21 protein-coding genes are annotated in these 24,676 nt (G+C 70.1%); 15 read left to right on the plus strand and 6 right to left on the minus strand.

Annotated features, from left to right (window positions below; translation table 11 throughout):
* Nucleotides 1-51 precede the first annotated feature (51 nt).
* From HWV07_RS16000 to HWV07_RS16025, 6 genes are all read left to right on the plus strand, one after another.
* On the plus strand, nt 52-591 hold the full coding sequence (locus HWV07_RS16000; protein WP_178335271.1) for a DUF7974 family protein: 540 nt from the start codon (nt 52-54) through the stop codon (nt 589-591).
* 159 nt (nt 592-750) lie between these two features.
* Entirely contained in the window at nt 751-2,358 is a 1,608-nt protein-coding gene (locus HWV07_RS16005; RefSeq protein ID WP_178335272.1) for an ABC transporter substrate-binding protein, read from the plus strand.
* Between the two features lie 96 nt (nt 2,359-2,454).
* Nucleotides 2,455-3,450, plus strand: coding sequence for an ABC transporter permease (locus HWV07_RS16010; protein ID WP_246279786.1), 996 nt, complete (start codon nt 2,455-2,457; stop codon nt 3,448-3,450).
* Nucleotides 3,450-4,424, plus strand: coding sequence for an ABC transporter permease (locus HWV07_RS16015; RefSeq protein WP_178335273.1), 975 nt, complete (start codon nt 3,450-3,452; stop codon nt 4,422-4,424). Before HWV07_RS16010 ends, HWV07_RS16015 begins: the two co-directional genes overlap by 1 nt.
* 1 nt (nt 4,425) lies before the next feature.
* On the plus strand, nt 4,426-5,550 hold the full coding sequence (locus HWV07_RS16020) for an ABC transporter ATP-binding protein (RefSeq protein ID WP_178335274.1): 1,125 nt from the start codon (nt 4,426-4,428) through the stop codon (nt 5,548-5,550).
* Nucleotides 5,543-7,147: an ABC transporter ATP-binding protein gene (locus HWV07_RS16025; protein ID WP_211694154.1), complete on the plus strand. Its 1,605-nt coding sequence runs from the start codon at nt 5,543-5,545 to the stop codon at nt 7,145-7,147. Before HWV07_RS16020 ends, HWV07_RS16025 begins: the two co-directional genes overlap by 8 nt.
* 34 nt (nt 7,148-7,181) lie before the next feature.
* Here the strand turns inward: HWV07_RS16025 and HWV07_RS16030 are convergent, their stop codons facing one another.
* From HWV07_RS16030 to HWV07_RS16040, 3 genes are read right to left on the minus strand one after another with little or no spacing between them, the layout of a single operon-like run.
* Nucleotides 7,182-7,517, minus strand: a complete 336-nt coding sequence (locus tag HWV07_RS16030) for a ferredoxin (protein WP_178335275.1) — start codon at nt 7,515-7,517, stop codon at nt 7,182-7,184.
* Nucleotides 7,518-7,548: 31 nt separating this feature from the next.
* Nucleotides 7,549-8,751 (minus strand): DUF8167 domain-containing protein, encoded by a 1,203-nt coding sequence (locus tag HWV07_RS16035; RefSeq protein ID WP_178335276.1) that lies wholly within the window; start codon nt 8,749-8,751, stop codon nt 7,549-7,551.
* Nucleotides 8,748-9,965, minus strand: a complete 1,218-nt coding sequence (locus HWV07_RS16040; protein WP_178335277.1) for a potassium channel family protein — start codon at nt 9,963-9,965, stop codon at nt 8,748-8,750. The genes HWV07_RS16035 and HWV07_RS16040 overlap by 4 nt, the downstream gene beginning before the upstream one ends.
* 127 nt (nt 9,966-10,092) lie before the next feature.
* Between HWV07_RS16040 and HWV07_RS16045 the strand changes: the two genes are divergently transcribed.
* The 6 genes from HWV07_RS16045 to cofG all read left to right on the plus strand — a co-directional run bounded on the left by HWV07_RS16045 (nt 10,093) and on the right by cofG (nt 16,164).
* The gene (locus HWV07_RS16045) at nt 10,093-11,262 is read left to right on the plus strand and encodes a DUF7126 family protein (RefSeq protein WP_178335278.1); all 1,170 of its coding nucleotides are present in this window, start codon (nt 10,093-10,095) and stop codon (nt 11,260-11,262) included.
* Between the two features lie 60 nt (nt 11,263-11,322).
* Nucleotides 11,323-12,276, plus strand: coding sequence for a complex I NDUFA9 subunit family protein (locus HWV07_RS16050; RefSeq protein WP_178335279.1), 954 nt, complete (start codon nt 11,323-11,325; stop codon nt 12,274-12,276).
* A gap of 113 nt (nt 12,277-12,389) precedes the next feature.
* Entirely contained in the window at nt 12,390-13,562 is a 1,173-nt protein-coding gene (locus tag HWV07_RS16055; protein ID WP_178335280.1) for a tubulin/FtsZ family protein, read from the plus strand.
* Nucleotides 13,552-14,301, plus strand: a complete 750-nt coding sequence (locus HWV07_RS16060; protein WP_178335281.1) for a hypothetical protein — start codon at nt 13,552-13,554, stop codon at nt 14,299-14,301. Before HWV07_RS16055 ends, HWV07_RS16060 begins: the two co-directional genes overlap by 11 nt.
* The gene (gene cofC / locus HWV07_RS16065; protein ID WP_178335282.1) at nt 14,302-14,901 is read left to right on the plus strand and encodes a 2-phospho-L-lactate guanylyltransferase; all 600 of its coding nucleotides are present in this window, start codon (nt 14,302-14,304) and stop codon (nt 14,899-14,901) included.
* Between the two features lie 183 nt (nt 14,902-15,084).
* Nucleotides 15,085-16,164: a 7,8-didemethyl-8-hydroxy-5-deazariboflavin synthase subunit CofG gene (gene cofG, locus HWV07_RS16070; protein ID WP_178335283.1), complete on the plus strand. Its 1,080-nt coding sequence runs from the start codon at nt 15,085-15,087 to the stop codon at nt 16,162-16,164.
* On the opposite strand, the gene HWV07_RS16075 is transcribed toward cofG, so the two are convergent.
* Nucleotides 16,161-16,730 carry a hypothetical protein gene (locus tag HWV07_RS16075; RefSeq protein ID WP_178335284.1) on the minus strand — a complete coding sequence of 190 codons (570 nt, stop codon included), beginning with the start codon at nt 16,728-16,730 and terminating at the stop codon, nt 16,161-16,163. The genes cofG and HWV07_RS16075 overlap by 4 nt on opposite strands.
* A gap of 80 nt (nt 16,731-16,810) precedes the next feature.
* Nucleotides 16,811-18,187: a 7,8-didemethyl-8-hydroxy-5-deazariboflavin synthase subunit CofH gene (gene cofH, locus HWV07_RS16080; RefSeq protein ID WP_178335285.1), complete on the minus strand. Its 1,377-nt coding sequence runs from the start codon at nt 18,185-18,187 to the stop codon at nt 16,811-16,813.
* 127 nt (nt 18,188-18,314) lie between these two features.
* Between cofH and gpmI the strand changes: the two genes are divergently transcribed.
* On the plus strand, nt 18,315-19,898 hold the full coding sequence (gpmI, locus tag HWV07_RS16085) for a 2,3-bisphosphoglycerate-independent phosphoglycerate mutase (protein ID WP_178335286.1): 1,584 nt from the start codon (nt 18,315-18,317) through the stop codon (nt 19,896-19,898).
* A gap of 34 nt (nt 19,899-19,932) precedes the next feature.
* Here gpmI and HWV07_RS16090 read toward each other — a convergent pair whose 3' ends face one another.
* A complete protein-coding gene (locus tag HWV07_RS16090) occupies nt 19,933-21,102 on the minus strand; it encodes a sensor histidine kinase (protein ID WP_178335287.1) in 1,170 nt (389 codons plus the stop codon).
* A 129-nt stretch (nt 21,103-21,231) separates the two neighbouring features.
* Here HWV07_RS16090 and HWV07_RS16095 point away from each other — a divergent pair, with 129 nt between their 5' ends.
* Nucleotides 21,232-21,825 (plus strand): dienelactone hydrolase family protein, encoded by a 594-nt coding sequence (locus HWV07_RS16095; RefSeq protein ID WP_178335288.1) that lies wholly within the window; start codon nt 21,232-21,234, stop codon nt 21,823-21,825.
* Nucleotides 21,826-21,919: 94 nt separating this feature from the next.
* The gene (locus HWV07_RS16100; RefSeq protein ID WP_178335289.1) at nt 21,920-24,559 is read left to right on the plus strand and encodes a PAS domain S-box protein; all 2,640 of its coding nucleotides are present in this window, start codon (nt 21,920-21,922) and stop codon (nt 24,557-24,559) included.
* The last annotated feature ends 117 nt before the right edge of the window (nt 24,560-24,676 follow it).

Here is a 24,676-nt window from a genome sequence, read left to right on the forward strand (position 1 = left end):
GCGATCCCACCACCCGCAACGTTTTCGTCCTCCGGTTCTGTAGGGAGACCGATGCGCCGCATCTACGAGTCGGACGCCGTCAGCCGGGACGACGACGACCCGTTCTCGCCGGGGCGGGAGCGGGACCGCTCCACCCGGCCGCAGGCGATGCGCTGGATCGACTCGACGGCCTGGAGCCGCCGGCTGATCCCCGCCTGGGTGCGCCACCGCGCCCTCTCCGTCTCCATCTCGACGCCGCGGACCGAGGTCCCCGTCGGCGACCCGGTCCACTTCACGGTCACGCTCCGGAACGCCCTCCCGGTCCCCCTCACGGTGCGGACGGCGTCGCCGCTGCTCTGGCAGTGGGACGTCGACGGCTACCCGGAAGCCTCCCACCTCGAGGACACCTGGAACGGTGACGACTCGGAGTGGCGCTTCGACCGCGGCGAGCGCAAGCGGTTCTCGCGTCGGTGGCAGGGGATGTTCCGGGTCGCCGCCGACGAGTGGCGGCCCGCGGAGGCCGGCGAGTACGCCATCGGCGCCGGCCTCACGGTTGAGGGCGCCGAGGAGAAGGGCCTCTACGACCGGACGACGGTCCGTCTGGTCGACTGAGGGCCGGCGCGCGCCCGACCGGTCCGTGTCAACGACCAGCAGTGTCCCTTTACGTGCACATATGTACACGTTGACCGGTTTCGAGGAGAGTATTGAGCCGAGGCAAGGCGTTAAGTTCAAGGGATAGTCGCCAAAGGTAGGGTTTAGAGTTGGAAAATTATGACCGACGACGCCAACAACCGATACGACGTCTCCCGTCGGACGCTGATGAAGGGGGCCGGCGCGGCCGGTCTCGGTTCCATGGCCGGCTGTACCGACCTCGGCCTGGGCGGTGACGAGGGCACCACGACCCTCTACTTCGCACAGGAGAAGGGCCCACTCGAGTTCGACCCGATCGTGCTCAACGACGTCCCGTCCGCACAGATCTCCGAGCGGATCTTCCAGGGACTGTTCACCTACTCCGAGGGCACCGAGATCGTCCCGGAGCTGGCGGCCGGCGAGCCCGAAGTAGAACGCGACGGTACCCGTTACATCGTCGAGATCAAGGAGGACGCCGAGTTCCAGAACGGCGACCCCGTCACCGCCGAGGACGCCGCCTACTCCCTGACCGCGCCGGTCCAGGAGGAGACCGAGAACGCCGCGGAGGTCGACATGATCGACTCCGCGGAGGCCATCGACGAGAAGACCGTCCAGTTCGACCTGGGATTCCCGTACGCGGCCTTCGATACGACGCTACTGTTCAACATCGTCCCGAAGTCCGTCCGCGAGGAGGACAAGACCGCGTTCAACGAGGAGGAACCGGTCGGCTCCGGTCCCTTCCAGTTCGTCGAGTACACCCAGGAGGAGTCCGCGACCATCGAGGCGTGGGACGACTACTGGGGCGAGGAGTCCCCCGAGGTCGACGAGGTCGTCTGGACGGGCATCCCGGACGGCACGACCCGGCTGACCTCCCTCCAGAACGGCGAGAACGACATCATCGAGACCGTCCCGCCGGACCTCTACTCCGAACTCGAGAACAGCGACGAGGCCGAGATCATGTCGTCGCCGTCCATCGGCTACTACTACCTCGCGTTCAACTGCAACGAGGGACCGGCGACCGACCAGCGCGTCCGCGAGGCGGTCGACTACTGCTTCTCGATGGACGAGGCCGTCTCGAACCACATCGAGCCGGCCGGGGTCCGGCAGTACAGCCCCATCCCGGCGGCCGTCGCCGAGCAGTGGGAGTTCCCGACCGACGAGTGGGCGAACGTCCCCCACGAGAAGGACATCGACGCCGCGATGAGCCTCTTCGAGGAGGCGGGCGTCGACTCCGACTACGAGTGGCGGATCATCGTCCCGCCGGACGACCTCCGCGAGCAGCTGGGTGTCTCCGTCAGTAACGGCCTGCAGGAGGCCGGCTACGACGCGTCGGTCCAGCGGCTCGACTGGGGCGCGTTCAGCGACCAGTACATCTCCGGCAACGAGGACGACTACAACATCTACGCGCTCGGCTGGTCCGGAAGCCCGGACCCCGAGGCGTTCACCTACTACCTCTTCGACCAGGAGGTCGAGGGGGTCACCAACGGGACGTTCTGGCAGAACGACGAGATCAACGGCGAGAACGGGCTCATCCGGCAGGCCCGCGAGACGCCGGACCGCGAGCAGCGCCGCGAGATGTACATCGAGGCCATCAACACGACCCTCGAGGAGCGGCCCCACCTGCCGGGCTACGCACTGGCGAACAGCTACGGCGTGCGGAACTACGTCGAGGGGTTCCAGTCGCACCCCGACTCGGCGACCATCCCCATCGCCCAGGAGTACACCACGGTCTCCATCGGCGAGCGGTAACCGCCGCCGACCCCCTTCGAGTGTACGGTTCGCTCGGCGTCGAGCGAGACACCATCCGATCTGCGGTCCTCGAGCACGCAACTACAGGTGACATCTGTGGGACTACTGAGATACACACTCTGGCGCGTCGGCCAGACGATCCCGGTGATCGTCGGCATCGTGACGATAACGTTCCTCCTGTCGAACGCCATCCCCGGCGATCCCGTCCGGATCATGCTCGGGCCGACGCCGAGCGCCGAACTCGTCGAGCAGATACAGGCCAAGTACGGGCTCGACCAGCCCCTCCACGTGCGCTACTGGAACTACATCAGCGGCGTCGCCCAGGGTGACCTCGGGTACAGCATCCACTACGACCGCCCGGTCACCGAGGTCATCGCCCAGCGGCTCCCGGTGACGCTGATACTCATGGTCTCGGCGTTCGCCTTCGCCATCGCGACGGCCGTCCCGCTGGGGATGATCTCGGCGAAGCGCCGGAACAAGCCGACCGACCACCTCTCGCGGGTCTTCGCGCTCGTCGGCGTCTCGACGCCGTCCTTCTGGATCGGCCTCGTTCTCATCATCCTGCTGTCCTACCAGCTGAACCTGTTCCCCTCCTCGGGGATGATACTGCCGTGGGCCGACCCGACCGACGTCAGGGGCGCGACCAACCAGCTCGGGGTGGTGTTGCTCTCGGCGTACCACCTGGTGCTGCCGACGATCGCCCTCGGGACGCTGCAGATGGCCGCCATCACGCGCATCGAGCGCTCCTCGATGGTCGAGTCGCTGCACGCCGAGTACGTGAAGCTGGCCCGCGCCTACGGCGTCTCCGAGCGGACGATCCTCCGCAAGCACGCCTTCCGCGTGGCCCAGCTACCCGTCATCACCATCATCGGGCTGCAGCTGAGCTCGATCCTCGGCGGGGCCGTCCTCATCGAGACGGTCTTCAACATCAACGGCATGGGGCGGCTCATCATCCAGGCGGTACAGGCCAACGACTACCAGCTCGTGATGGGGACGACCATCGTCTTCGGGCTGTCGTTCCTGGTGGGCGTCATCATCACGGACATCTCCTACGCGTACATCGACCCGCGCGTCAGCTACGGTGAACGATAATGGCTATCGGCGAATCCCAGACCGACGAGACCGGCACCGGCGGCCCCGCGGAGGTCGAGGCCGACGTCGGCCTCCGATATACGATCAAGCAGATCAGACGCGACACCTCCGCACGGATCGCACTCTACGTCATCGCCTTCATCTCGGCGGTGGCCGTCTACGCGACGATCGACGCGGTCCTCCTGAACTACGCGATCGCCGAGCAGTACCTCTACCACCCCGAGCGCGACCTGTCGAACACCCAGCGACTGCTGCCGCCGCCGGGGATGGAGAACAACTTCGGGCAGGGGACCTGGGCCCACCCCCTCGGCACCGACGACCGGGGCCGCGATGTGCTGGTGCGGCTCATCTACGGGACCCGCATCGCCATCACCGTCGGCTTCCTGTCGACCGTCATCGGGCTCGTCGGCGGGACGATCATCGGCGCCGTCTCCGGCTACTACGGCGGCTGGGTCGACGACGCCCTCCAGCGCATCGTCGAGACCATCTACGCCATCCCGTTTCTCGTCCTCGTCATCGCGTTCATGGCCGCCTTCGGACGCAGCCTCACGTACGCGATGATCGGCGTCGGCATCACCTCGATCCCCGTCTTCAACCGCCTCATCCGCTCGCGCGTCGTCTCCGTCCGCGAGGAGGACTACATCGAGGCGGCGAAGGCCGCCGGCGTCAAGGACCGCCACATCATCCTCCGGCACGTCATCCCGAACAGCTTCGCGCCGGTGCTGGTGCAGGCGACCCTGCAGATTGGGATCGCCATCCTCATCATCGCCGGGCTGTCGTTCCTCGGCTACGGCGCCCAGCCGCCAACCCCGTCGTGGGGGCAGATGCTCAACAAGGCCGCTCAGGGCGGCCGGATGGTGTCGGCGCCGACGTTCAGCATCTGGCCCGGCCTCGCCATCCTGATCACGGTGGTCGCGTTCAACCTCTTCGGCGACGGCCTGCAGGACGCCCTCGATCCACGGATTGACAACTGACATGAGTGACCCACTACTCCGCGTCGAGAACCTCAAGACGCAGTTCTTCACGGAAGCCGGTACAGTTCGCGCCGTCGACGGCATCTCCTTCGACGTCCACGAGGGCGAGATCGTCGGCCTCGTCGGCGAGTCCGGCGCCGGCAAGAGCGTGGCGGCGATGAGCCTGCTGCGCCTCGTCGAGTCGCCCGGCCGGATCGTCGACGGCCGCGTCGAGTTCCGAGGCGAGACCCTCATCGAGTTCGAGGCGGGCCCCGACGGCGACCCGCAGCCGACCGACGCGATGCTCTCCGACGAGGATATGCGCACGCGGATCCGCGGCCGCGAAATAGCCATCATCTTCCAGGACCCGATGGAGTCGCTGAATCCGGTGTTCACCGTCGGCGGCCAGCTCCGGGAGTTCATCGAACTTAACCGCGACCTCTCGGGGGCCGAGGCCAGGGAGGAGGCCGTCACGATGCTCCGGGAGGTCGGCATCCCGGATCCCGAGACCCGCTACCACGAGTACCCCCACCAGTTCTCCGGCGGCCAGCGGCAGCGGGTGCTCATCGCGATGGCGCTGGCCTGCGAGCCGTCGCTCATCGTCGCCGACGAGCCGACGACGGCCCTGGACGTCACCGTCGAGAGCCAGATCCTCTCGCTGGTCGACGAGCTACAGCGCCGCTACGACACCTCCTTCATCTGGGTCACCCACGACCTCTCGGTGGTCGCCCAGCTCTGCGACCGCGTCAACGTCATGTACCTCGGCGAGATCGTCGAGCAGGCGGAGGTCGACGACCTGTTCTACGACACCAAGCACCCCTACACCGAGGCGCTGCTGAACTCGATGCCCCGGCCCGACCAGACCATCGAGGAACTGGAGCCGATCGAGGGCGTGATGCCGGAGGCGATCCAGCCGCCGCCGGGCTGTCGGTTCCACCCTCGCTGCCCGGACGCCCGGGAGGTCTGCCGGGAGGTCCGGCCGGACTGCCGCAGCGTCGTCGACGCGGCGGCCGGCGAGGACGACCACCGGGCGGCCTGCGTGAAGCACGACGCCTTCGACGTCGACTACGAGGGCAGCGAACCGCTGGACGTCGACGCCGGCAGCGGCTTCACCGCCGGCCTCCAGGAGGAGGAGAGCCATGAGTGACACCGAGGACCCCCTGGTCCGCGTCGAGGGCCTGTCGAAGTACTACTCGGGCGACGCCGGCTTCTTCGGCGGCTGGGGGATCGACACCGACGAGTTCCCGCCGCTGGTGCGGAACGCCAACCCCGTCCAGGCCGTCGAGGACGTCTCCTTCGAGATCAAGCAGGGCGAGACGCTGGGGCTGGTCGGCGAGTCCGGCTGCGGGAAGTCGACGCTCGCCCGGACGATCATCCGGCTGCTGGAGCCGACCGACGGCCGCGTCTACTTCAAGGGCCGGAACCTCACCGACCTGAGCGGCGAGGAGATGCGGCGGATGCGCGAGGACATCCAGATGATCTTCCAGGACCCGCAGTCCTCGCTGGACCCCCGGATGAAGATCGGCCCGATCGTCGAGGAGCCGATGAAGGCCCACGGCCTGCCCGAGTCCGACCCGGACGTCTCGACGCGCGCCGAGGTCGACAACCGGACGCCCCACGAGGCGACGGTCCACGTCGACGACGACGTCGACGTCGCGGTCGCGACCGCCGGCGGCGTCGCGACCGTCCACGTCACGATCCGCGAGGTCGAACCCGAGACGGACGCAGACGACGAGGGCGACGCGGAGCCGGAGGTCGTCGCCGAGACCGACGCGGAGCACCTGGGGACCGACGTCGACTTCGACGGCGAGACCGTCTCGGTGCGGGTGTCGGTCGACGCCTCGAAGGCGGCACTCAGGCGTGCGCGCGCGAAGGACCTCCTGGAGAAGGTCGGTCTCGACCCCCAGCACTACAACCGCCATCCCCACGCCTTCTCCGGCGGCCAGCGCCAGCGTGTCAACCTCGCGCGGGCGCTGTCGGTCAACCCCGACTTCATCGTCTGCGACGAGCCGGTGTCGGCCCTCGACGTCTCCATCCAGGCGCAGGTGCTGAACACGATGCAGGAGCTCCAGGAGGAGTTCGGGCTCACCTACCTGTTCATCGCCCACGACCTGAGCGTCATCCGCCACATCTCAGACCGGGTGGCGGTGATGTACCTCGGCCAGCTCGTCGAGCTCGCCGACAAGGAGGAACTCTTCGAGAACCCCCAGCACCCCTACACGCGAGCGCTGCTGGAGTCCATCCCGGCGCCGGACCCGCGGACGACGGAGACGCGGGCGCCCCTGGAGGGCGACGTCCCCAGCCCGTCGAACCCGCCGTCGGGTTGCCGGTTCCGCACCCGATGTCCGAAGCTCATCGCACCCGAGGAGTACGACTTCCGCGAGGGCGAGTGGGAACAGACCCGTCGGTTCATGCGCGCGGTCGACCGGCGCTCCTTCGAGTCGGCCGACGCCGCCGCGCTCCGCCAGCGGTTCTTCGACGGCGCCGAACCGGGCGGCGCCGCCGGCGACGTGGTCGGGGAGGCCATCGACCTGGTCGCAGACGGGCAGTGGGCGGAGGCCACGGAGCTACTGAAGACCGAGTTCGCCAAGAAGAGCGTCTGCGCCCGCGAGGAACCGGCCTACGAGGTGCCGACGGCGTACGGCGACGACGTCCACTTCGCGGCCTGCCACCTGCACCGCGGCGAGGCCGGGGTCCGCGACCTCCGGGGTACCGACGCGCCCCCAGAGGCCGCCGACGACTGACCGGCCGCGACGGTCCTTCGGTTTCGCGGCCGCCTCACCAGTCGACCGACAGCGTCCCGTCGCCCTCGGGGTCGGGCGCGATCTCCTCGTTCGTCCGGCGGTCGACGACGTGGATGACGCCGCGGTCCTTCTTCGCAGGGCAGACCTCGGCGGCGCGGACGTTGTGCTCGAGGTCGTCCTCGCCGAAGAAGTAGACGTCCGGCTTCGCGATGCCGGTCGCGAGGTCCATCTCCCAGTTGGCGGAGACCTCGGCGCACTTGCCGGCCGCGATGCACTTGTTCGCCTCGAAGACGATCTTGTACGGTGCCTCCTCGACCGGCGGGGCGTCGGCTTCGCCGATCTCGCTCGGGTCGACGGGTTCGTCGGGCATACAGGGCCGTCGGTGACGCTCCGGTTTGGCTCTACCGACTAGCGCCGACGTCCGGCGGCGTCGCGGCGTCGGGGCCGCCGGCGGCCGCCTCCAGCCTCCGGAGCCGGTCGGGGCGGCCGATGGCGTAGACCGTCTCGCCGGCCACGAGCGTCCGCGTCCGCGGCGGGATGGCCTCGAGGTCCCCGGCGTCGGTCCGCAGGGCGACAACCGCGATGTCGAGGGCGCCGACGGTCGCGTTGGCGAGGACGCTGTCCGCGGCGATCGTGACGACGCTCAGCGTCTCCTCGGCGGCGCGCAACTGGGCGGCGAACTCCCGGTCGACCCGGGCCTCGACCGGCAGCGTGACGAGCCGGTAGCGGGACTCCACGTCGAGGCGGCGGGCCTCCGGTTCGTCCATCGCGAGCGTCGCGACGTCGTCGACCGTCCCCCGGAGCTCCGCGTTCGTCACCCGCTTCGGCGCCGTCTCGCCGTCGGGGTCGCCGGCGGTCCACACCTGGACGGCGTCGCCCGGGCTCGCGTTGTTCGGCGGGTCGGCCGTGACGGCCACGGCCGCGGTGCCCGGCGGGAGCGTCGGCCCGATGCCCGCCTCGCGGCTGCCGACGGCGAGGTACTCGACGGTCCCGTCGTCGGCGAAGTCGACGTCGACCTGGCCGACGCCGTAGTCGGTCCGGAGCCGCTCGACGAACCGCTCTCGGAGCTCGGCGTGGGTCAGCCGACGCGGGAACACCAGCACCTCGCCGGCGAGTTGCGCCTTCGTCTCGGCGTCGACGGGGTCGTAGCCGTCGATGTCGGCGATCTCGTCGGGGATCTCCACCGTCGTGACCCGACCGACGCTCCTGACGATGCGGCTGACGTCGCGCTCGACCGACCGGGCGCCGGAGACGGCGAAGACGCCGGCGGCGAACCGGTCGCCGCCCCGTCCGCCGGCGGCGGCGGCGACGCCCGCAACGAAGAACGTGACCACGTTGAAGACGGCGGCGTCGACCGCCAGCAGGTCCTGGCGGCCGCCGACCACGTCCCCGAGGGCGCCGGCGGTGTTCAGGTACAGCGCGACCCCGCTGAGCCCGACGAGGACGGACAGGCCGTCCGGGACCCGCTGTCGGGCGTACCAGCGGTGGACCAGCCCGATGGCGGCCCCGAGGACCCCCGCGAAGGCGGTGAGGACGACCGTCCGCGCGAGGTCGACGAAGACGTTCTCGCCGATCGGCAGCCCCGCGAGGCCGCCGGCGATCACGCGGCCACCTCCTCGAAGGCCTCGAGGGCGTCGCTCGTCCCGACGGCGAACAGTTCGTCGCCGGCGTGGAGTTCCGTGCCCCCGCGCGGGGCGACCACCCAGCCGTCGGGCCGCTTCACCGCCAGCACCGCGACGCCGTAGGTCGTCCGCAGGTTCGCCTCGCCGAGGGTCGTCCCGTCGAGCGGGCCGTTCGGCCGGATCGTCCGCTTCCGGAACCGCTTGCCGGCCCGCCGGAGCAGCGATACCAGTTCGAACTCGCGGTGGGTGCCGCGGGCGGTCACGACGACCTTCCCCCGGCGGACGCCGAGCAGCGTCTCGGCGTCCTTCCGGGGGACCGCGACGGTGACGCGCCCCTCGCCGCCGGTCGTCGTCGGCGCCGCCGTGACCACCGGGGGAAGCGCCGCCTTGTCGGTCGTCCCGCCGTCGGCCGCCGGCTGCTCCGGCTTCTTCTCGCCGGACCGCGCGGCGATGACGGTCCCCTCGACGGCGACGTCGTCGGCGAGGACGACCACCTCGTCGCCGCGGGCCATCCCGGTGGGGACGAGCGCCTCGACCGAGACCGCGCGGTGGCCGGCAGGGACGCGCTTCGAGATGCCCGACAGCGGCGGCGCGGCGACGACCGTCGCCCGGCCGCGCTCGTCGATGGCGACGGAGACGTCCGCGAGGTCCAGTTCCGTCCGCAGGCGGTCGGCGAACCGGTTCTCCAGTTCGGAGAGCGGGAGGTCGGCGGGGAGGCGCCACTCGCCCGTCTTGATGGCCGTCCGGGTGGCCGGCGGCAGCGGCGGGTACCCCTCCATGTCGGCGACCTCGCCGACCACCTCGACGGTCACCTCGCCGCGGGAGCCGACGAACTCGACGACGTCGCTGGAGAGCGTCCGGTCGCGCAGGGACTGCAACGTGAGCCGCTTGGGGAAGGTCGTGCCCATCGCGTCGCCCTTCGCGTGTGCGTACAGCGACATCATGAGGACGACGATGAGCGCGACGACGACGCGGTAGCCGGACTGCAGGACGGTGGGGTCGGCCAGCGCCAGCAGGCCGCCGTTGATGCCCGCCAGCCCCAGGGCGAGGACGACGACACCGAACCCCGGGATGGACACCCCCGTGAAGTACTTGAAGAGGAACCCCAGCCCCCACGCCACCAGCGCGGGGAAGATGCCCGTCAGGATGCCGAGGTAGATCCCCAGCAGGACCTCGACGGGGAGCGGTTGGGTCATAGGGCGGCGAACGACGCCTCGCGTTAAACCAGTACCGGACGGCTCACCGACGTCGTACGCCCGCGCTCCCGCGGTCCCGGGAGCGACGAGCGATGCTGTTTTACCGAACACCGCGGAAACAGGGGGTATGGGGGCCACCTCGGAGTCGGACTTCTCGTCCTCGAACCTGCTCCGGACGCGGGTGGCCATCCTGCTGACGGCGGTGGTCGCGGTCCTGTCCGTCGTCACCGGCATCGTCAACATCAGCGCGACCGGGGTCTCGGGGCCGCTCGCCGAGTACGTCCCGCCGGCGGCCGCCCGCATCGCCGGCTTCACCGGCGCGATGACCGGCTTCCTGATGCTCGTCAGCGCCTACGGGCTCCGCCGGCGCTTCCGGGTGGCCTGGTACACGACGGTCGTCCTGCTGCCGATCACGGCCTTCCAGGGGCTGGTGCAGTCGAGCGTGCTCTCCCTCCCGCTGGTCGGTCTCTCCCTGGTGTCGCTGCCGTTCGTGCTGATCAACTGGCATCACTTCCGGCGGTCGGTGAACATGACGACGACGCAACTGGCGTCGCTGGCGGCCATCGTCGGCGTCCAGACGTACGGGACCGTGGGCACCTACGCGCTCCGCGAGGAGTTCGAGGGCGTCAACACCGCCCTCGACGCCTTCTATTTCACGCTCGTCACCGCCTCGACGGTCGGCTACGGCGACATCGCCGCCACCTCGCAGTTCGGCCGCCTCTTCTCGATGTCCGTGCTCCTGACCGGCGTCGCCAGCTTCGGTGTCGCCCTCGGGACGCTGCTGGGGCCGCTCATCGAGGCCCGCCTGGCAACCGCACTCGGAAACATGAGCGAGAAAGAACTCGACGTCCTCGAAGACCACTACATCGTCGTCGGCTACGGCGATCTGACCGAACCGATAATCGAGAGTCTCGGCGACCGCTCGGCCGTCGTCATCACCCGCAACGACGACGAGGCCAGGCGCCTCCGCGACCGGGGGTACCAGGTCATCACCGCCGACCCCAGCGACGAGGAGCCGCTGCAGCGCATCCACATCGAGCGGGCGGCGGCGTTCATCGCGGCCACCGACGACGACGCCCAGGACGCGCTGTCCATCCTGACGGCCCGGGAGCTCAACCCCGACCTCCGCATCGTCGCCGCGGCGACCGACCGCGAGAACGTCCCGAAGCTCCGCCGGGCCGGCGCCGATACCGTGTTGAGCCCCTCCGTCCTCGGCGGCCGGCTGCTCGTCGAGTCCGCCTTCGGCAACGACGACCCCGAGCGCATCGTCGGCCAGCTGCTGGGCTTCGACGAGTAGCCCGACCGCGCCGGCGGTCCGCCACGGCCCTTTATGGAGCAGCCGCGAGTCGTTCCCGGTATGCGCATCCTCGTCGTGGGCGGGACCGGATTCATCGGCCAGCACCTGTGTCGAGAGCTGCACGAGCGGGGCCACGAGGTGACCGCGATGTCGCGGGACCCGGGGGAGGCGACGCTCCCGGCGGGCGTTGAGACCGCGATGGGCGACGTCACCGCGTACGACTCCATCGAGGGGGCCTTCGAGGGTCAGGACGCCGCCATCAACCTCGTGGCGCTGTCGCCGCTGTTCAAGCCCTCCGGCGGCGACGACAGGCACTTCGAGGTCCACCGCGACGGCACGGCCAACGTCGTCCGGGCCGCCGAGGCCCACGACGTCCCGCGGCTCGTCCAGATGAGCGCCCTCGGGGCCGACCCGGACGGCGAGACGGCGTACATCCGGTCGAAGGGGCTGGCCGAGGCCGCCGTCAGGGACGCCGACCTGGAGTGGGTCGTCTTCCGGCCGTCGGTCGTCTTCGGCGACGGCGGCGAGTTCGTCGAGTTCACGAAGAAGCTGGCGACGCCCTACCTCACGCCGCTGCCGGGCGGCGGGAAGACGCGGTTCCAGCCGCTCTGGGTCGGCGACGTCGTGCCGATGCTCGCCGACGCCCTGGAGGGGACCGTCTCCGGCGGTGACGGAGACGAGGGCGAGACCGGCGCCGAGGGGGACCCCCACGTCGGCCAGATATACGAGATCGGCGGCCCCGAGGTGCTGACGCTCGCCGAGGTCGCGCGGCTGGCTCACGCCGCCGACGGCAAGCCGGTCGACGTCGTCCCCATCCCGATGTTCCTGGCGAAGGTCGGCCTCTCGCTGGCCGACCACCTCCCCGGCGCGCCGATGGGGTCCGACCAGTACCGCTCGCTGCAGTTCGACAACACCACGACCGGCAACGACGTCGGCGCCTTCGGCGTCGACGAGTCGGAGCTCACGACGCTGGCCTCGTATCTGGGCGTCGACCCCGACGAGACCGCCGGGTAGGCTCCTGCTACCCGGACTCAGGAGTTCTGCCCCGGTCTCCAGCGCCGTCTCACTGTCTGACGTAGGCGAAAGCTTATCCTTCCCGTGGCCCGGTTAGCAGGGTAAGCAACGTCATGAAACTTGCAATGATCGGCTTCGGGCAGGCCGGCGGGAAGATCCTCGACCGGTTCCTCGAATACGACTCGACCCGAGGAACTGGTATCATCGGTCACGCCGTCGCGGTGAACTCCGCGAAGGCGGACCTGATGGGTCTCGAATACGTCCCCGAGGAGAACCGCGTTCTCATCGGCCAGTCGGTGGTCAAGGGACACGGGGCAGGGACGGAACCGGAACTGGGCGAACGCTGCGCCCGGGAGGACATGGAGGAGATCCAGACGGCGATCGACCGGATGACCTCCAGCGAGATCGACGGCTTCCTCGTGATGGCCGGGCTGGGCGGCGGCACGGGCAGCGGCGGCGCGCCGGTGCTGGCCGAGCACCTCCAGCGGCTGTACGTCGAACCCGTCTACGGGCTCGGCATACTGCCGGCCCGCGACGAGGGGGGCATCTACAACCGCAACGCGGCGCGGTCGTTCCAGAAGTTCGTCGACGAGGTGGACAACCTCCTGACCTTCGACAACGACACGTTCAAGACCGGCGGCGAGAGCCTCGGTCAGGGCTACGCGGAGATCAACCAGGAGATCATCACCCGCTTCGGCGCGCTGTTCTCCGCCGGCGAGGTCGAGGCCCTGGGTGACGACGTCGCAGAGAGCGTCGTCGACGCCTCCGAGATCATCAACACGCTCGGCGAGCACGGCATCTCGAGTGTCGGGTACGCCAGCGAGGAGGTCGAGACCGGCGACGGCGGCGGCCTCCTCGACCGGTTCCGCGGCGGCAACGAACAGGACGGACTCGACAGCAAGGGAGACGCGACCAACCGCATCACGTCGCTGGTCCGCCGAGCGACCCTCGGCAAACTCACCCTGCAGTGCGAGGTCGACAGCACCGAGCGCGCGCTCCTCCTGGTCTCCGGGCCGCCGGAGGCGCTCAACCGGAAGGGCATCGACAAGGCGCGGACGTGGCTGGAGAACACCACCCAGTGTATGGAGGTCCGCGCCGGCGACTACCCGCTCCCGAACGAGGACCGCGTGGCCGCCATCGTGATGCTCTCGGGCGTGACGGACGTCCCGCGCGTCAAGGAGATGCAGCGCATGGCCGTCGAGGCCGAGGAGAACGTCGAGAAGCTCCGCGCGAAGAGCAAGGACGACCTGGACAAACTGGTCGAGTACGGCGACGATGACGAGTAAGCTCCCGTCGCTGCTCGTCGTCCTCGCCCTGGTCGCGACGCTGTTCGTCGGACCGGCCGCCGCGGTCGACAGCAGCGCCCAGACCCTGCCCGAGGACGCCGAGGTCGGCAGCGACGTCGAGGCCAGCTTCGAGCTGACCCAGCTGTTCGACGAGTACGAGACGTGGACCCTCGAGGGCGAGACCGAACTGCAGGACGCCACCTGGACCGTGAAGCTGTACGACCAGGGCGGCAACCAGATCGACACGGTCGAGACCGACTCGCTGTCTCAGGAGATCGACATCGACGACGGCGTCAACCGCGTCGAGATCCGCGTCGACGGCACGGCGCCGGCCGTGGACAACTACAGCTACGACCCGCCACAGCAGTTCGTCGCCGCGAACCTGACGCAGACGGCCGCCGGCGGCAGCCAGCAGGCCGTCGCGAGCTACAGGGTCCACCACTACACCCAGGAGAGCGCGGAGGCCCGGAGCGCCATCGACGACGCCCGCGAGGCGGTCGCGGCCTCGAGCTCCGACAGCGGCCAGGCGCTGCTGAACAGCGCCATCTCCTCCTACGAGAACGAGAACTTCCAGAACGCGATCGACAGCGCAGGGCAGGCCGAAGAGGAGGCCTCCCAGAACCGGATGCTACGCATGGGCGCGATGGGGCTCGTCGCAATCGTCGTACTGGTCGCACTGATCGGCGGCGGCTACAGACTGTACAAGTCCCGCCAGCAGAGCCCGAGCCGACTGCGGTAGATGGACGTCCTCGTCCCGTTCGCGGCCGACGAGCCCAAGACGCGGCTCGCCGACGTCCTCGAACCGGACGAACGGACGGCCTTCGCCCGCGAACTACTCCTCGACGTCTGCGACGCGATACGGGCAGCCGACGGCGACCCGACCGTCCTCTCGACGGCGCCGATCGACTGTCCCCACCCGGTCGTCGTCGACGACCGCCCGCTGACGGCGGCGGTGAACGCACACCTCGAGGCGCCGATGGCGGTGGTGATGGCCGACCTGGCGCTGGCGACCCCCGCCGCGCTCCGGCGGCTGTTCGAGACCGACGCGGAGGTGACCCTCGCCCCCGGCCTCGGCGGCGGAACGAACGCCTTCGTCACCCGTCACCCCGAGTTCGCCGTCGACTACCACGGCGCCTCGATCCGCGATCACCGCCGCATCGCCCGCGAGGTGGGCGCCGACGTCGAGACGGTCGACTCCTTCCGGCTGGCCGTCGACGTCGACGAACCCGAGGACCTGGCCGAGGTCCTCCTCCACGGCGGCGGCCGGGCGCTGTCCTGGCTCGAGACCGCCGGGTTCGCGGTGGAATCGACCGACGGCCGCGTGATCGCCGGGCGCTGACGGGGACAAAGGATTTGTCCTGTCGGAACGAACACAATACTGCGCGAGGTCTCCTCGCGTCGCGACGGGGCGGCCCCGACCCGCCGGTCGAGGGCACCCTGAGCGTCGTCGGGCCGCCGCGTCCGGCTCGCCCGCCGACAGTGCGGCGAGCCTTTTAATGCCACCACCCCGTCAGTGTGGGGTGTGTTCGGCGCAGGAGCCTACGGGGTCGAACTGACCGTCGACGACGACGCCGTCGAGCGGCTGCTGGCGGTCACGCCGGCCGACGTCGACGCCGCCGACGAACTGTCCTTCGCACGCAACGTGTTCGTCCCGCTGACGACCGCCTGCCGGTACACCTGCACCTACTGCACCTACTACGACCCGCCGGGGCAGGCGTCGCTGCTCTCCCCGGAGGAGGTCCGCGAGATCTGCGAGCGCGGCGCCGACGCCGGCTGTACGGAGGCGCTGTTCACCTTCGGCGACGACCCCGACGACCGCTACACGCAGATCCACGAGCAGCTCGAAGAGTGGGGCCACGACTCCATCCACTCGTACCTGCGGGAGGCCTGCGAGATCGCCCTCGACTGCGGCCTGCTGCCGCACGCCAACCCCGGCGACCAGACCCGCGAGGAGATGGAACTGGTCGCCGACCTGAACGCCTCGATGGGCGTCATGCTCGAGACGACCGCCGAGATCCGGGCCCACGCCGGCTCCCGGCGCAAGGAGCCGGGCCAGCGGCTCGCCACAATCGCCACCGCGGGCGAAGTCGGCGTCCCCTTCACGACCGGCATCCTCGTCGGCGTCGGCGAGGACTGGCGGGACCGCGCCGAGAGCCTGCTGGCCATCCGCGAACTCCACGAGCGGTACGGCCACGTCCAGGAGGTCATCGTCCAGCCCGTCGTGGACAACGAGCGCTGGCAGCAGGGGTCGCCGGACCTCGAGGCGCTCCGCCGCGTGACCGCGATGGCCCGCGCGGCCCTCCCCGAGGCGGTGTCCGTCCAGTCTCCCCCGAACCTCGCGCCCGTCCGGGACCTGCTGGACTGCGGCATCGACGACCTCGGCGGCGTCTCGCCGGTGACGGACGACCACGTCAACCCGGAGTACGCGTGGCCGCAGCTCCGGGAACTCGAGGACGTCGCCGAGGAGGCGGGCGTCCCACTCCGGGAGCGCCTGCCCGTATACCAGCGGTTCGTCGACGGCGGCTGGCTCTCCGAGGAGATTCAGGCCGCCATACACGCCGACGACGAGGCGGGGCGTCGGTACCGGCGACTGCTCGGTTAGGCCGAGTCGGCGGTCCCTTCGGGCGTCTCAGCTCCGTCGGCCGTCTCGTTACCGTCCGAGCCGCCGGTCTGGTTCGACTGGCCGGTTCCGCCGGTCTGGTTCGACCCCCCCGACTGTCCGGCCTGCTGGTACTGCTCGAACTCCGACTCGGCGAGCAGCCCGTGGACCTCCTCGTATCCCAGGGTGCCGACGATGGCGTCGCCCGTCCCCTCGACGAGGAGGACGCCGGACTGCGCCACTTTGTCCGTCACCTCGAGGTCGTCGTTCTCGGCGGCCCGCTCCTCGAAGGACTCGACGGACGCTTGCATCAGTTCGACCTGCTTCTGTCTGGCCTGCGTCTGCGCCTCCTGCTGGCTGAGTTCGCCGGACTGGACCTGCTCTCGGAGCTCCGACTGGTAGGACTCCAGTTCCTCCTGGTCGAGGTCGGCGAACACCGTCACCGTGGCGTCCGCCGAGTCCGAGCCCTGGGCGTCCTGGCTGCGCAGCGAGTCACAGCCCGCAAGCGAGAGCGCCGCACCGACGCCGCCGGCCGCGAGCACGCGACGGCGGGAGAGTGGGTCTTCCATCGACTCGTGGTGCAGCGGGCCGACAGTTAAGCGTGGTGACAGCAAGTGCCGGGCGAACCGGCAGGCGTCGGCGGCGAGGACTACAGCAGCGGCGTCCCGTCGGCCTTCGGGCCCAGCGTCGGCCCCGGCGTCCCGGCCTCCGGGTCGATCCGCCGGCGCTGCTCGTAGTCCGTCGAGCGCTCGACCGGCACGCGGCCGATCGCCTCGATCATCTCGGCGTACTCGTCGAACGACCGGAACTCGCCGTAGTCGCCGCCCGCGCGCTTGGTGATCTCCTCCGAGAGGATGGTGCCCATGAAGTCGTCGGCCCCGCAGTTCAGCAGCTTCAGCCCCTGGGCGTCGCCGTACTTCACCCACGACGACTGGATGTGCTCGACGTTGTCGAGGAAGAGCCGCGAGACCGCGATCATCAGTTCGTCCTCGTGGACCGACGCGCCCTCCTCGACCATCCCCCGCTCGGCCAGCGGCGTCTCCGGGTGGACGAACGACAGGGGCACAAACTCCGTGATGGCGCCGGTCCGGTCCTGCAGTTCGCGGATCCGCTCGAGGTGCAGCGCCCGGTGGGCCTCGTTCTCGACGTGGCCGTACATGATCGTCGCCGTCGTGTCGAGGCCGACCGAGGCGGCGGCCGCCATCGCCTCGAGCCACTCCTCGGTGCCGATCTTCCCGGGGCAGATGACCTCCCGGACCTCGTCGACGAGGATCTCGGCCGCCGTCCCGGGGACCGAATCCAGGCCCGCGGCCTTCAGCCGGCGGAATACCTCCTCGTAGCTCCAGTCGGTCCCGCGGCGGGCGTGGTAGGCCTCCTCCGGCGTCATGGAGTGGACGTGGACGCCGTCGACGTTCATCGCGCGGATCTGTTCGACGTACGTCCCGGGGTCCTCCTCGTAGGCCTCGGGCGGTTTGTAGTTCAGTTCCGCCGCGTCGCTTGCGTCCACCGCTGGGTCCGCCGCACGGGCCTCCAAGGCCTCGCGGTGCTCGTCGTCCAGCGCCAGCGCGGGGTGGAGCCCCGACACCGAGCAGACCTCGTAGATGCCCCGCTCGACGGCGTCGCCGACGATCTCGCGGGACTCTGCGGGCGTCTTCGTGAACCCGTCGTTCTCGCCGTCGTGGTCGGCCTCGAACCGCTGGGCGGCGTCCTTGAAGTTGCAGAACAGGCAGCCGACGTTGCAGGCGGTCGTGACGTTGTTGTTCAGGTTCGCGACGAAGGTGACCTCCTCGCCGACGACCTCGGCGCGCCGGCGGTCGGCGGCCTCGAGGACCAGTTCCTTCCGCCCGAGGTCGATGCCGTCGCTCTCGGTGCCCGTCGTCAGCAACTCGACGGCGTCGTCGACCGTCAGCCGCTTGCCCGACCGCACCTTCGCCAGCGCGTTCTCGAACGACTGGCCGGTCTCGGGCCGGTGGTCGAACGAGAACTCCTCGCGCGGCACGTTCGCCGACGCCTCGAACGCGTCCATGTGGGAGTGGATGCCGCCGGAGCGTGAAAACCCCACCGGGTACCGGCACGGTCGGGTGGATACCTCCGCGGGGACGGCGCGTTCGACACCGACACGGCCTTACCTCGCCCGCGAGTTCACTCCACCAATGAGAGCAGCGCTGGTCATCCTCGATGGCTGGGGGCTGAGCGAGTCCGGCGCGGGCGACGGGTCCGACGCCGTCGCCGCCGCCGACACGCCGAACTTCGACCGCCTGCGCGAGGCGGGCGCCGACGGCACCCTCGAGACGCACGGCCGCCGGGTCGGGCTGCCGGACGGCCAGATGGGCAACAGCGAGGTCGGCCACCTCAACATCGGCGCCGGCCGCGTCGTCAAGCAGGACTCGACGCGGATCACCGACGACATCGACGCGGGCGTCTTCGCCGACAACGACGCCATCGGCGACGCCGTCGAGTACGCGAGGGACCACGGCGGTCGGCTGCACTTCATGGGGCTGGTCAGCGACGGCGGCGTCCACTCCCACCAGGCGCACCTCCACGCGCTCGTCGAACTCGCCGCCGAGCGGGGCGTCGAGGCCGTGACGCACGCCTTCACCGACGGCCGCGATACGGACCCGAAGAGCGGCGCGGGCTACCTCGCGGAACTGGAGTCCGTCGTCGAGGCGGCCGGCACCGGCGACGTCGCGACGGTCTGCGGGCGTTACTACGCGATGGACCGCGACGAGAACTGGGACCGGACGCGGCGCGCCTACGACGCCATCGTCCACCGGGAGGCGCCCCACGAGTCAGAGTCCGCGGTGGCGGCCGCCGAAGCCTCCTACGAGCGCGGGGACACCGACGAGTACGTCGAGCCGACGCTCGTCGAGGGCGAAGCCGCACTCGAGGACGGCGACGCGGTCGTGTTCTTCAACTTCCGGGCCGACCGCGCCCGCCAGCTCGTCCGGATGCTCGCCGACATCGAGCCGTCGTGGGCCTTCGACACGTCGCCGCCCGACGTCCGGCTGGTCACGATGACCGAGTACGACGAGACGTTCGACCTGCCGGTCGCCTACCCGCCGCTGGAACCCGAGAAGACCCTCGGCGAGGTGGTCTCCGAGGCCGGCCTCACGCAGCTCCGGATGGCGGAGTCCGAGAAGTACGCCCACGTCACCTACTTCCTCAACGGCGGCCGCGAGGTCGCCTTCGAAGGCGAGCACCGCGAGATCGTGGACAGTCCGGACGTGGCGACCTACGACCGCCGGCCCGAGATGTCCGCCGCGGAGCTGACCGACACGGCGATCGAGTACATCGCGGGCGAGGCGCCACGCGCCTCGGAATCCGCGAGCGGGGAGCGAAGCGACCCGCGAGCGGGCGAGGACCCCGACGTCCTGGTCCTCAACTACGCCAACCCCGACATGGTCGGCCACACGGGCGACTTCGAGGCGGCGGTCGCCGCTGTCGAGGCCGTCGACGAGCAACTCGGCCGGCTCGAGGCGGCCGTCCGCGAGGCCGGCGGGCACCTGCTGGTCACCGCCGACCACGGCAACGCCGACGACATGGGCACGCCGGAGGACCCCCACACCGCCCACACGACCAACCCCGTCCCGTTCGTCTACGTCTCCCCCGAGGGGGACCGGGGGAGCTTCTCGGTCCGCGACGGCGGCACGCTCGCCGACATCGCGCCGACGCTGCTGTGGCTGATCGACGTCGAGGCGCCCGACGCGATGACCGGCGAGCGGCTCCTCGAGGAGTAGCGCGGTCGCCCACCGGATCGGCCGCGACCGGCCGCTATCCGGCCACCGCGGCCTGTTCCGGGGGGAGCGGCAGTTCCTCCGCGGACGCCGGGAGGCTGAAGTAGAACGTGGCGCCCTCGCCGGGCGTCGATTCCACCCAGATGTCGCCGCCGTGGCGCTCGACGATGCGCTCGCAGAGCGCCAGTCCGATGCCGCCGGCGCCGCGCTCGGCGGATTCGGGGGTGGTGCCGAGCCGCTCGAAGACGTTGAAGATGCGGTCGTGGTACTCGGGGTCGATGCCGATGCCGTCGTCGGCCACCGAGAACAGCCACGCCTCGCCGGTCCGCTCGGCGCCGACGTGGATCCGCGGCGGCTCGTCGCCGCTGTACTGCATGGCGTTCGACAGGAGGTTCTGGAACACCTGCGCGATCTGGTCTGGGTCGGCGACCACGGTCGGCAGCTCGCCGGTCGTGATCTCCGCGCCCGTCTCCTCGATGCGCAACTGGAGGTCGTCGAGGACCCCCTCGAATATCTCCTCGGTGTCGGTCCGCTCGAAGGACTCCCCCTGGGTCGTCACCCGGGAGTACTCCAGGAGGCTCTCGACCATCGCCCGCATGCGGTCGGCGCCGTCGACGGCGAACTCGATGAACTCGTGGGCCTCCTCGTCCAGGTCGTCCTCGTAGCGGGTCTCGAGCAGCCGGAGGTAGCTCGAGACCATCCGCAGGGGTTCCTGGAGGTCGTGGGAGGCGGCGTACGCGAAGTGCTCGAGGCGCTCGTTGGCCGTCTGGAGCTGTTCGACGGTCTCCTCGAGTTCGCTGGCGCGCGTCTTCGCCTGCGCGCTGTGGACCCCGCCGGCGAACCCGGCGATGCCGGCGAGCCCGGTCAGGATGAAGACGGCCGCCACGTTGCCGACGTCCTCGCCGGGCTGGAGGCTGTAGAACCCCAGCAGGCAGAGCAACACCCCGATGCCGCCGAGGGTCCACTTCGCGACCGTGGGGTAGAACTGCGGACGAACGTCGAACCAGGGCAGCCGGTAGCCACCGTACAGGAGGACGCACCCGGTGGCCAGAATCAGCAGGAACTCGACGAGGTCGTCGACCAGCGTGGTGTCAAGGGGAATCGGCGCCAGCAGCCAGCCTGCAGCCAGGATGAGGTAGGCCACCCCCACCGCCTCCACGATACGCCGGGCGCCGCTGGCCGAGACGAACCGGTTCCCGCGAGCCATTGTTCACCCACTTGTCAAGCAGTCGTATTAAACTACTGTTGCATGGCGCCCGATCACGGAACCCCCCGACGGCGGCGGGGCGGTACCGCCGCCTCCACGTTCAAGTCCCTCGGGAGCGAAGCCCCGGCCATGACCGACTCGGAGGAGGTCGTCGTCCCCTCGGACCGGGACGTCCGCGCGACGGTCGACGGCCCGGACGCCGACGCCTGCGTCGTCGCCTGCCCGCCGCACCCCCAGATGGGCGGCAGCCGGACCGACGCCCGGTTGCGGGCGGTCGGCGAGGCGCTGGACTGCGCCTGTCTCAGGTTCGACTATGGCGACTGGGACGGCGGCCCCGGCGAGCTCGCGGACGCCCGCGACGCCTACGCGTGGGCGCGAGAGGAGTTCGACGAGGTCGGCCTGTTCGGCTACAGCTTCGGCGGCTGCCTGGCGCTGGTCGTCGCGGCCCGCGAGTCCGCGGCCGACCGCGCCCCCTTCGCAGCCGCGGCGCTCTCCCCGGCGGACCGGATTACCGACGACATCGACGCCGTCGCGGCCGTGGGGGACATCGACTGTCCCGTCGGCGTCGTCTACGGGGAGCGCGACACGACGGTCGACGCCGAGGCCGTCGCCGAGCGGGTCCGCGAGACCGGCGGGACGGTCGAGGTCGTGAGCGCCGACCACCACTTCGTCGGACAGACCCAGAAGGTCGCCGAGAAGATCGCGGCGATGCTGTCGGTGTGACCGCGGAGTGAGCGTTCGAGGCGCCGACGAATCGCGGCCGCCCTAACCTGTGCACAACGCCGCCCTTAACTGTTCCAGCGTTGACCATTACGTAATGACCGGTCGCGCGGACACGAATACCGAAGAGGGGGGATTCTGGGGCGACGTCGACGCCGATACGGCGCTCCGGCGGTACGAGACGCTCCTGGAGACCGTCGGCGACGGGGTCTGCCAGCTCGACGCCGAGGGCCGCGTCGTCGCCGTCAACGACGTCGTCCTCGAGCAGACGGGCTACGACCGCGAGGCGCTGCTCGGTCGGCACGTCGAGACGCTCTACCGGGACGAGGAGCGCACAGCGGACGTTCCCCGGCGCCACCTCGAGGACGCCCTCGCGGACGGGTCCGTCGAGACCGAGGGCTGGCGCGTCAGGCGCGACGGCAGCGAGTTCCGGGCCTCGGAGACGCTCCGGGCGCTCCGGGAGGACGGCACCCACCGGGGGTACCTGCTGGTCGTCCGCGACGTGACCGCCCGCCACGAGCGCGAGGCGGGGCTCTCGACCGAGCTCGAGGCTGTCCTCGGGCGGATCTCCGACGCCTTCTACGCCGTCGACGAGGAGTTCCGGTTCACCCACGTCAACGAGCGCGCCGAGGAGCTCCTGGAGCACCACGAGGGCGAACTGCTCGGCCGGCGGCTCTGGGACGTCTTCCCCTCGGCCGCCGAGATCGACGAGGTCTGGGAGGCCTTCCACACCGCGCGGGACACCCAGGAGGCGACCAGCTACGAGCTCTACTACGACACCCTCGACTTCTGGGTGGAGGCGAACCTCTACCCCTCCGAGACGGGCATCTCCGTGTACTTCCGCGACATCACGGAGCGGAAGGAGCGCCAGCAGGCCCTCGAGGAGTCCGAGCAGCGCTACCGGACGCTCGCGGAGTACTTCCCGAACGGCCTCGTCACGCTGTTCGACCACGACCTCGTGTACTCGCTGGCCGCCGGCCAGGGGTTCGACCGGATCCCCGTCGAACCAGGGGACCTCGAGGGTCGGCGCTTCGACGAGGTCTGGCCGGACGAGACCGCCGCGGAGCTCCGACCCGCCTTCGAGTCGGCGCTGGACGGCGAGGAGACGTCGATCGAACTGGCGTACGCCGGCCGGGAGTGGCTGTTCCACGCGGTCCCGATCACAGACGACCGCGGCGACGTCTTCGCCGGGATGACGATGGCCCAGGACGTCACCGAGCAGAAGGAACACGAGCACTACCTCGAGGAGGCCAAGGAGCAACTGGAGGCCGCCACGGAGGCCGGCGCGGTCGGCACCTGGGAGTGGCAGGTACCCGAAGACGAGTTCGTCACCGGCCCCACCTTCGCGAGGACCTTCGGTGTCGACCCGGAGGACGCCCGCGAGGGTGTCCCCATCGAGCGGCTGCTGTCCTCGATCCACGAGGACGACCGCGAGCGCGTCGCCGAGAAGATCGACGCCGCCGTCGAGAACTGCGCCGAGTACGAGGCCGAGTACCGCGTCCGGAACGCCAACGGCGAGCTCCGGTGGGTCGTCGCACGCGGTCACGTCGAGTGCGACGACGAGGGCGAGGCCGTCACCTTCCCCGGGGCGCTGACCGACATCACCGAGCGGAAGCGCGCCGAACTCGAACTGGAGCGGCAGCGCCGGGAGCTCGAGACCCTCTTCGACGTCCTCCCCGTCGGGGCCGTCGTCGCCGACGCCGACGGGTCGCTGCTGCGGGCGAACGACGCCGCCCGGGAGATCTGGGGCGGCGACGTCTTCGACGTCGACTCCGTCGACGAGTACGAGAAGTACACCGCGACGTGGGCCGACTCCGGCGACCCTGTCGACCCCCAGGACTGGACGATGTACCGGGTGCTCCAGGGCGAGGCGGTCGCGGAGCCGAACGTCTACGAGATCGAGGCCTTCGACGGCGAGCGGCGCATCATCATGGAACACGGGATGCCGGTCTACGACGACTACGGGAACGTGAGCCGCGCCGTCGTGACGCTCACCGACGTCACCGAACGCCGGGAGTCGAAGCGCAAACTGGAGGACACCGTCGAGAAGCTCGAGGAGTCCAACGAGCGCCTCGAGCAGTTCGCCTACGCCGCCTCCCACGACCTGCAGGAGCCGCTGCGGATGATCACGAGCTACCTCCAGCTCATCGAGCGACGGTACACCGACCAGCTGGACGAGGAAGCCGAGGAGTTCATCGACTTCGCCGTCGACGGCGCCGAGCGGATGCGCGAGATGATCGACGCGCTCCTGGAATACTCCCGCGTCGAGACCCGCGGCGACCCCTTCGAGCCCGTCGACCTAGAGACAGTGCTGGACGACGTCCTCGCGGACCTCCAGTTACAGATCCGGGAGACTGACGCCGACGTCACCTCGGAGTCCCTCCCCACCGTCCAGGGCGACGCCAGCCAGCTCCGGCAGGTCTTCCAGAACCTCCTCGACAACGGGCTCACCTACCACGGGGACGACCCGCCGTCGATCCACGTGGACGTCGACCGGCGGGACGGGGAGTGGGTGGTCTCCGTCGCCGACGAGGGCATCGGCATCGACCCAGGGGACCAGGACCGGGTGTTCACCGTCTTCGACCGGCTGCACAGCCACGAGGAGTACGAGGGGACGGGGATCGGCCTGGCGCTCTGTGAACGCATCGTCGAGCGCCACGGCGGCGACATCTGGGTCGACTCAGAACCGGGCGAGGGCGCGACCTTCTCGTTCACGCTGCCGGTCGCCGACGTCTGAACACCGCTGGCGGTCCACTCTCGGGGATCGGACGACGGAGAGAACGAAGTGGATGGGGGAGACGAGCCGACGGGCTATCGGGCCCGGTCACGAACGGTCGGTCGACGAGCCCTGTGC

Source organism: Natronomonas salina, assembly GCF_013391105.1.
Classification (GTDB): domain Archaea; phylum Halobacteriota; class Halobacteria; order Halobacteriales; family Haloarculaceae; genus Natronomonas; species Natronomonas salina.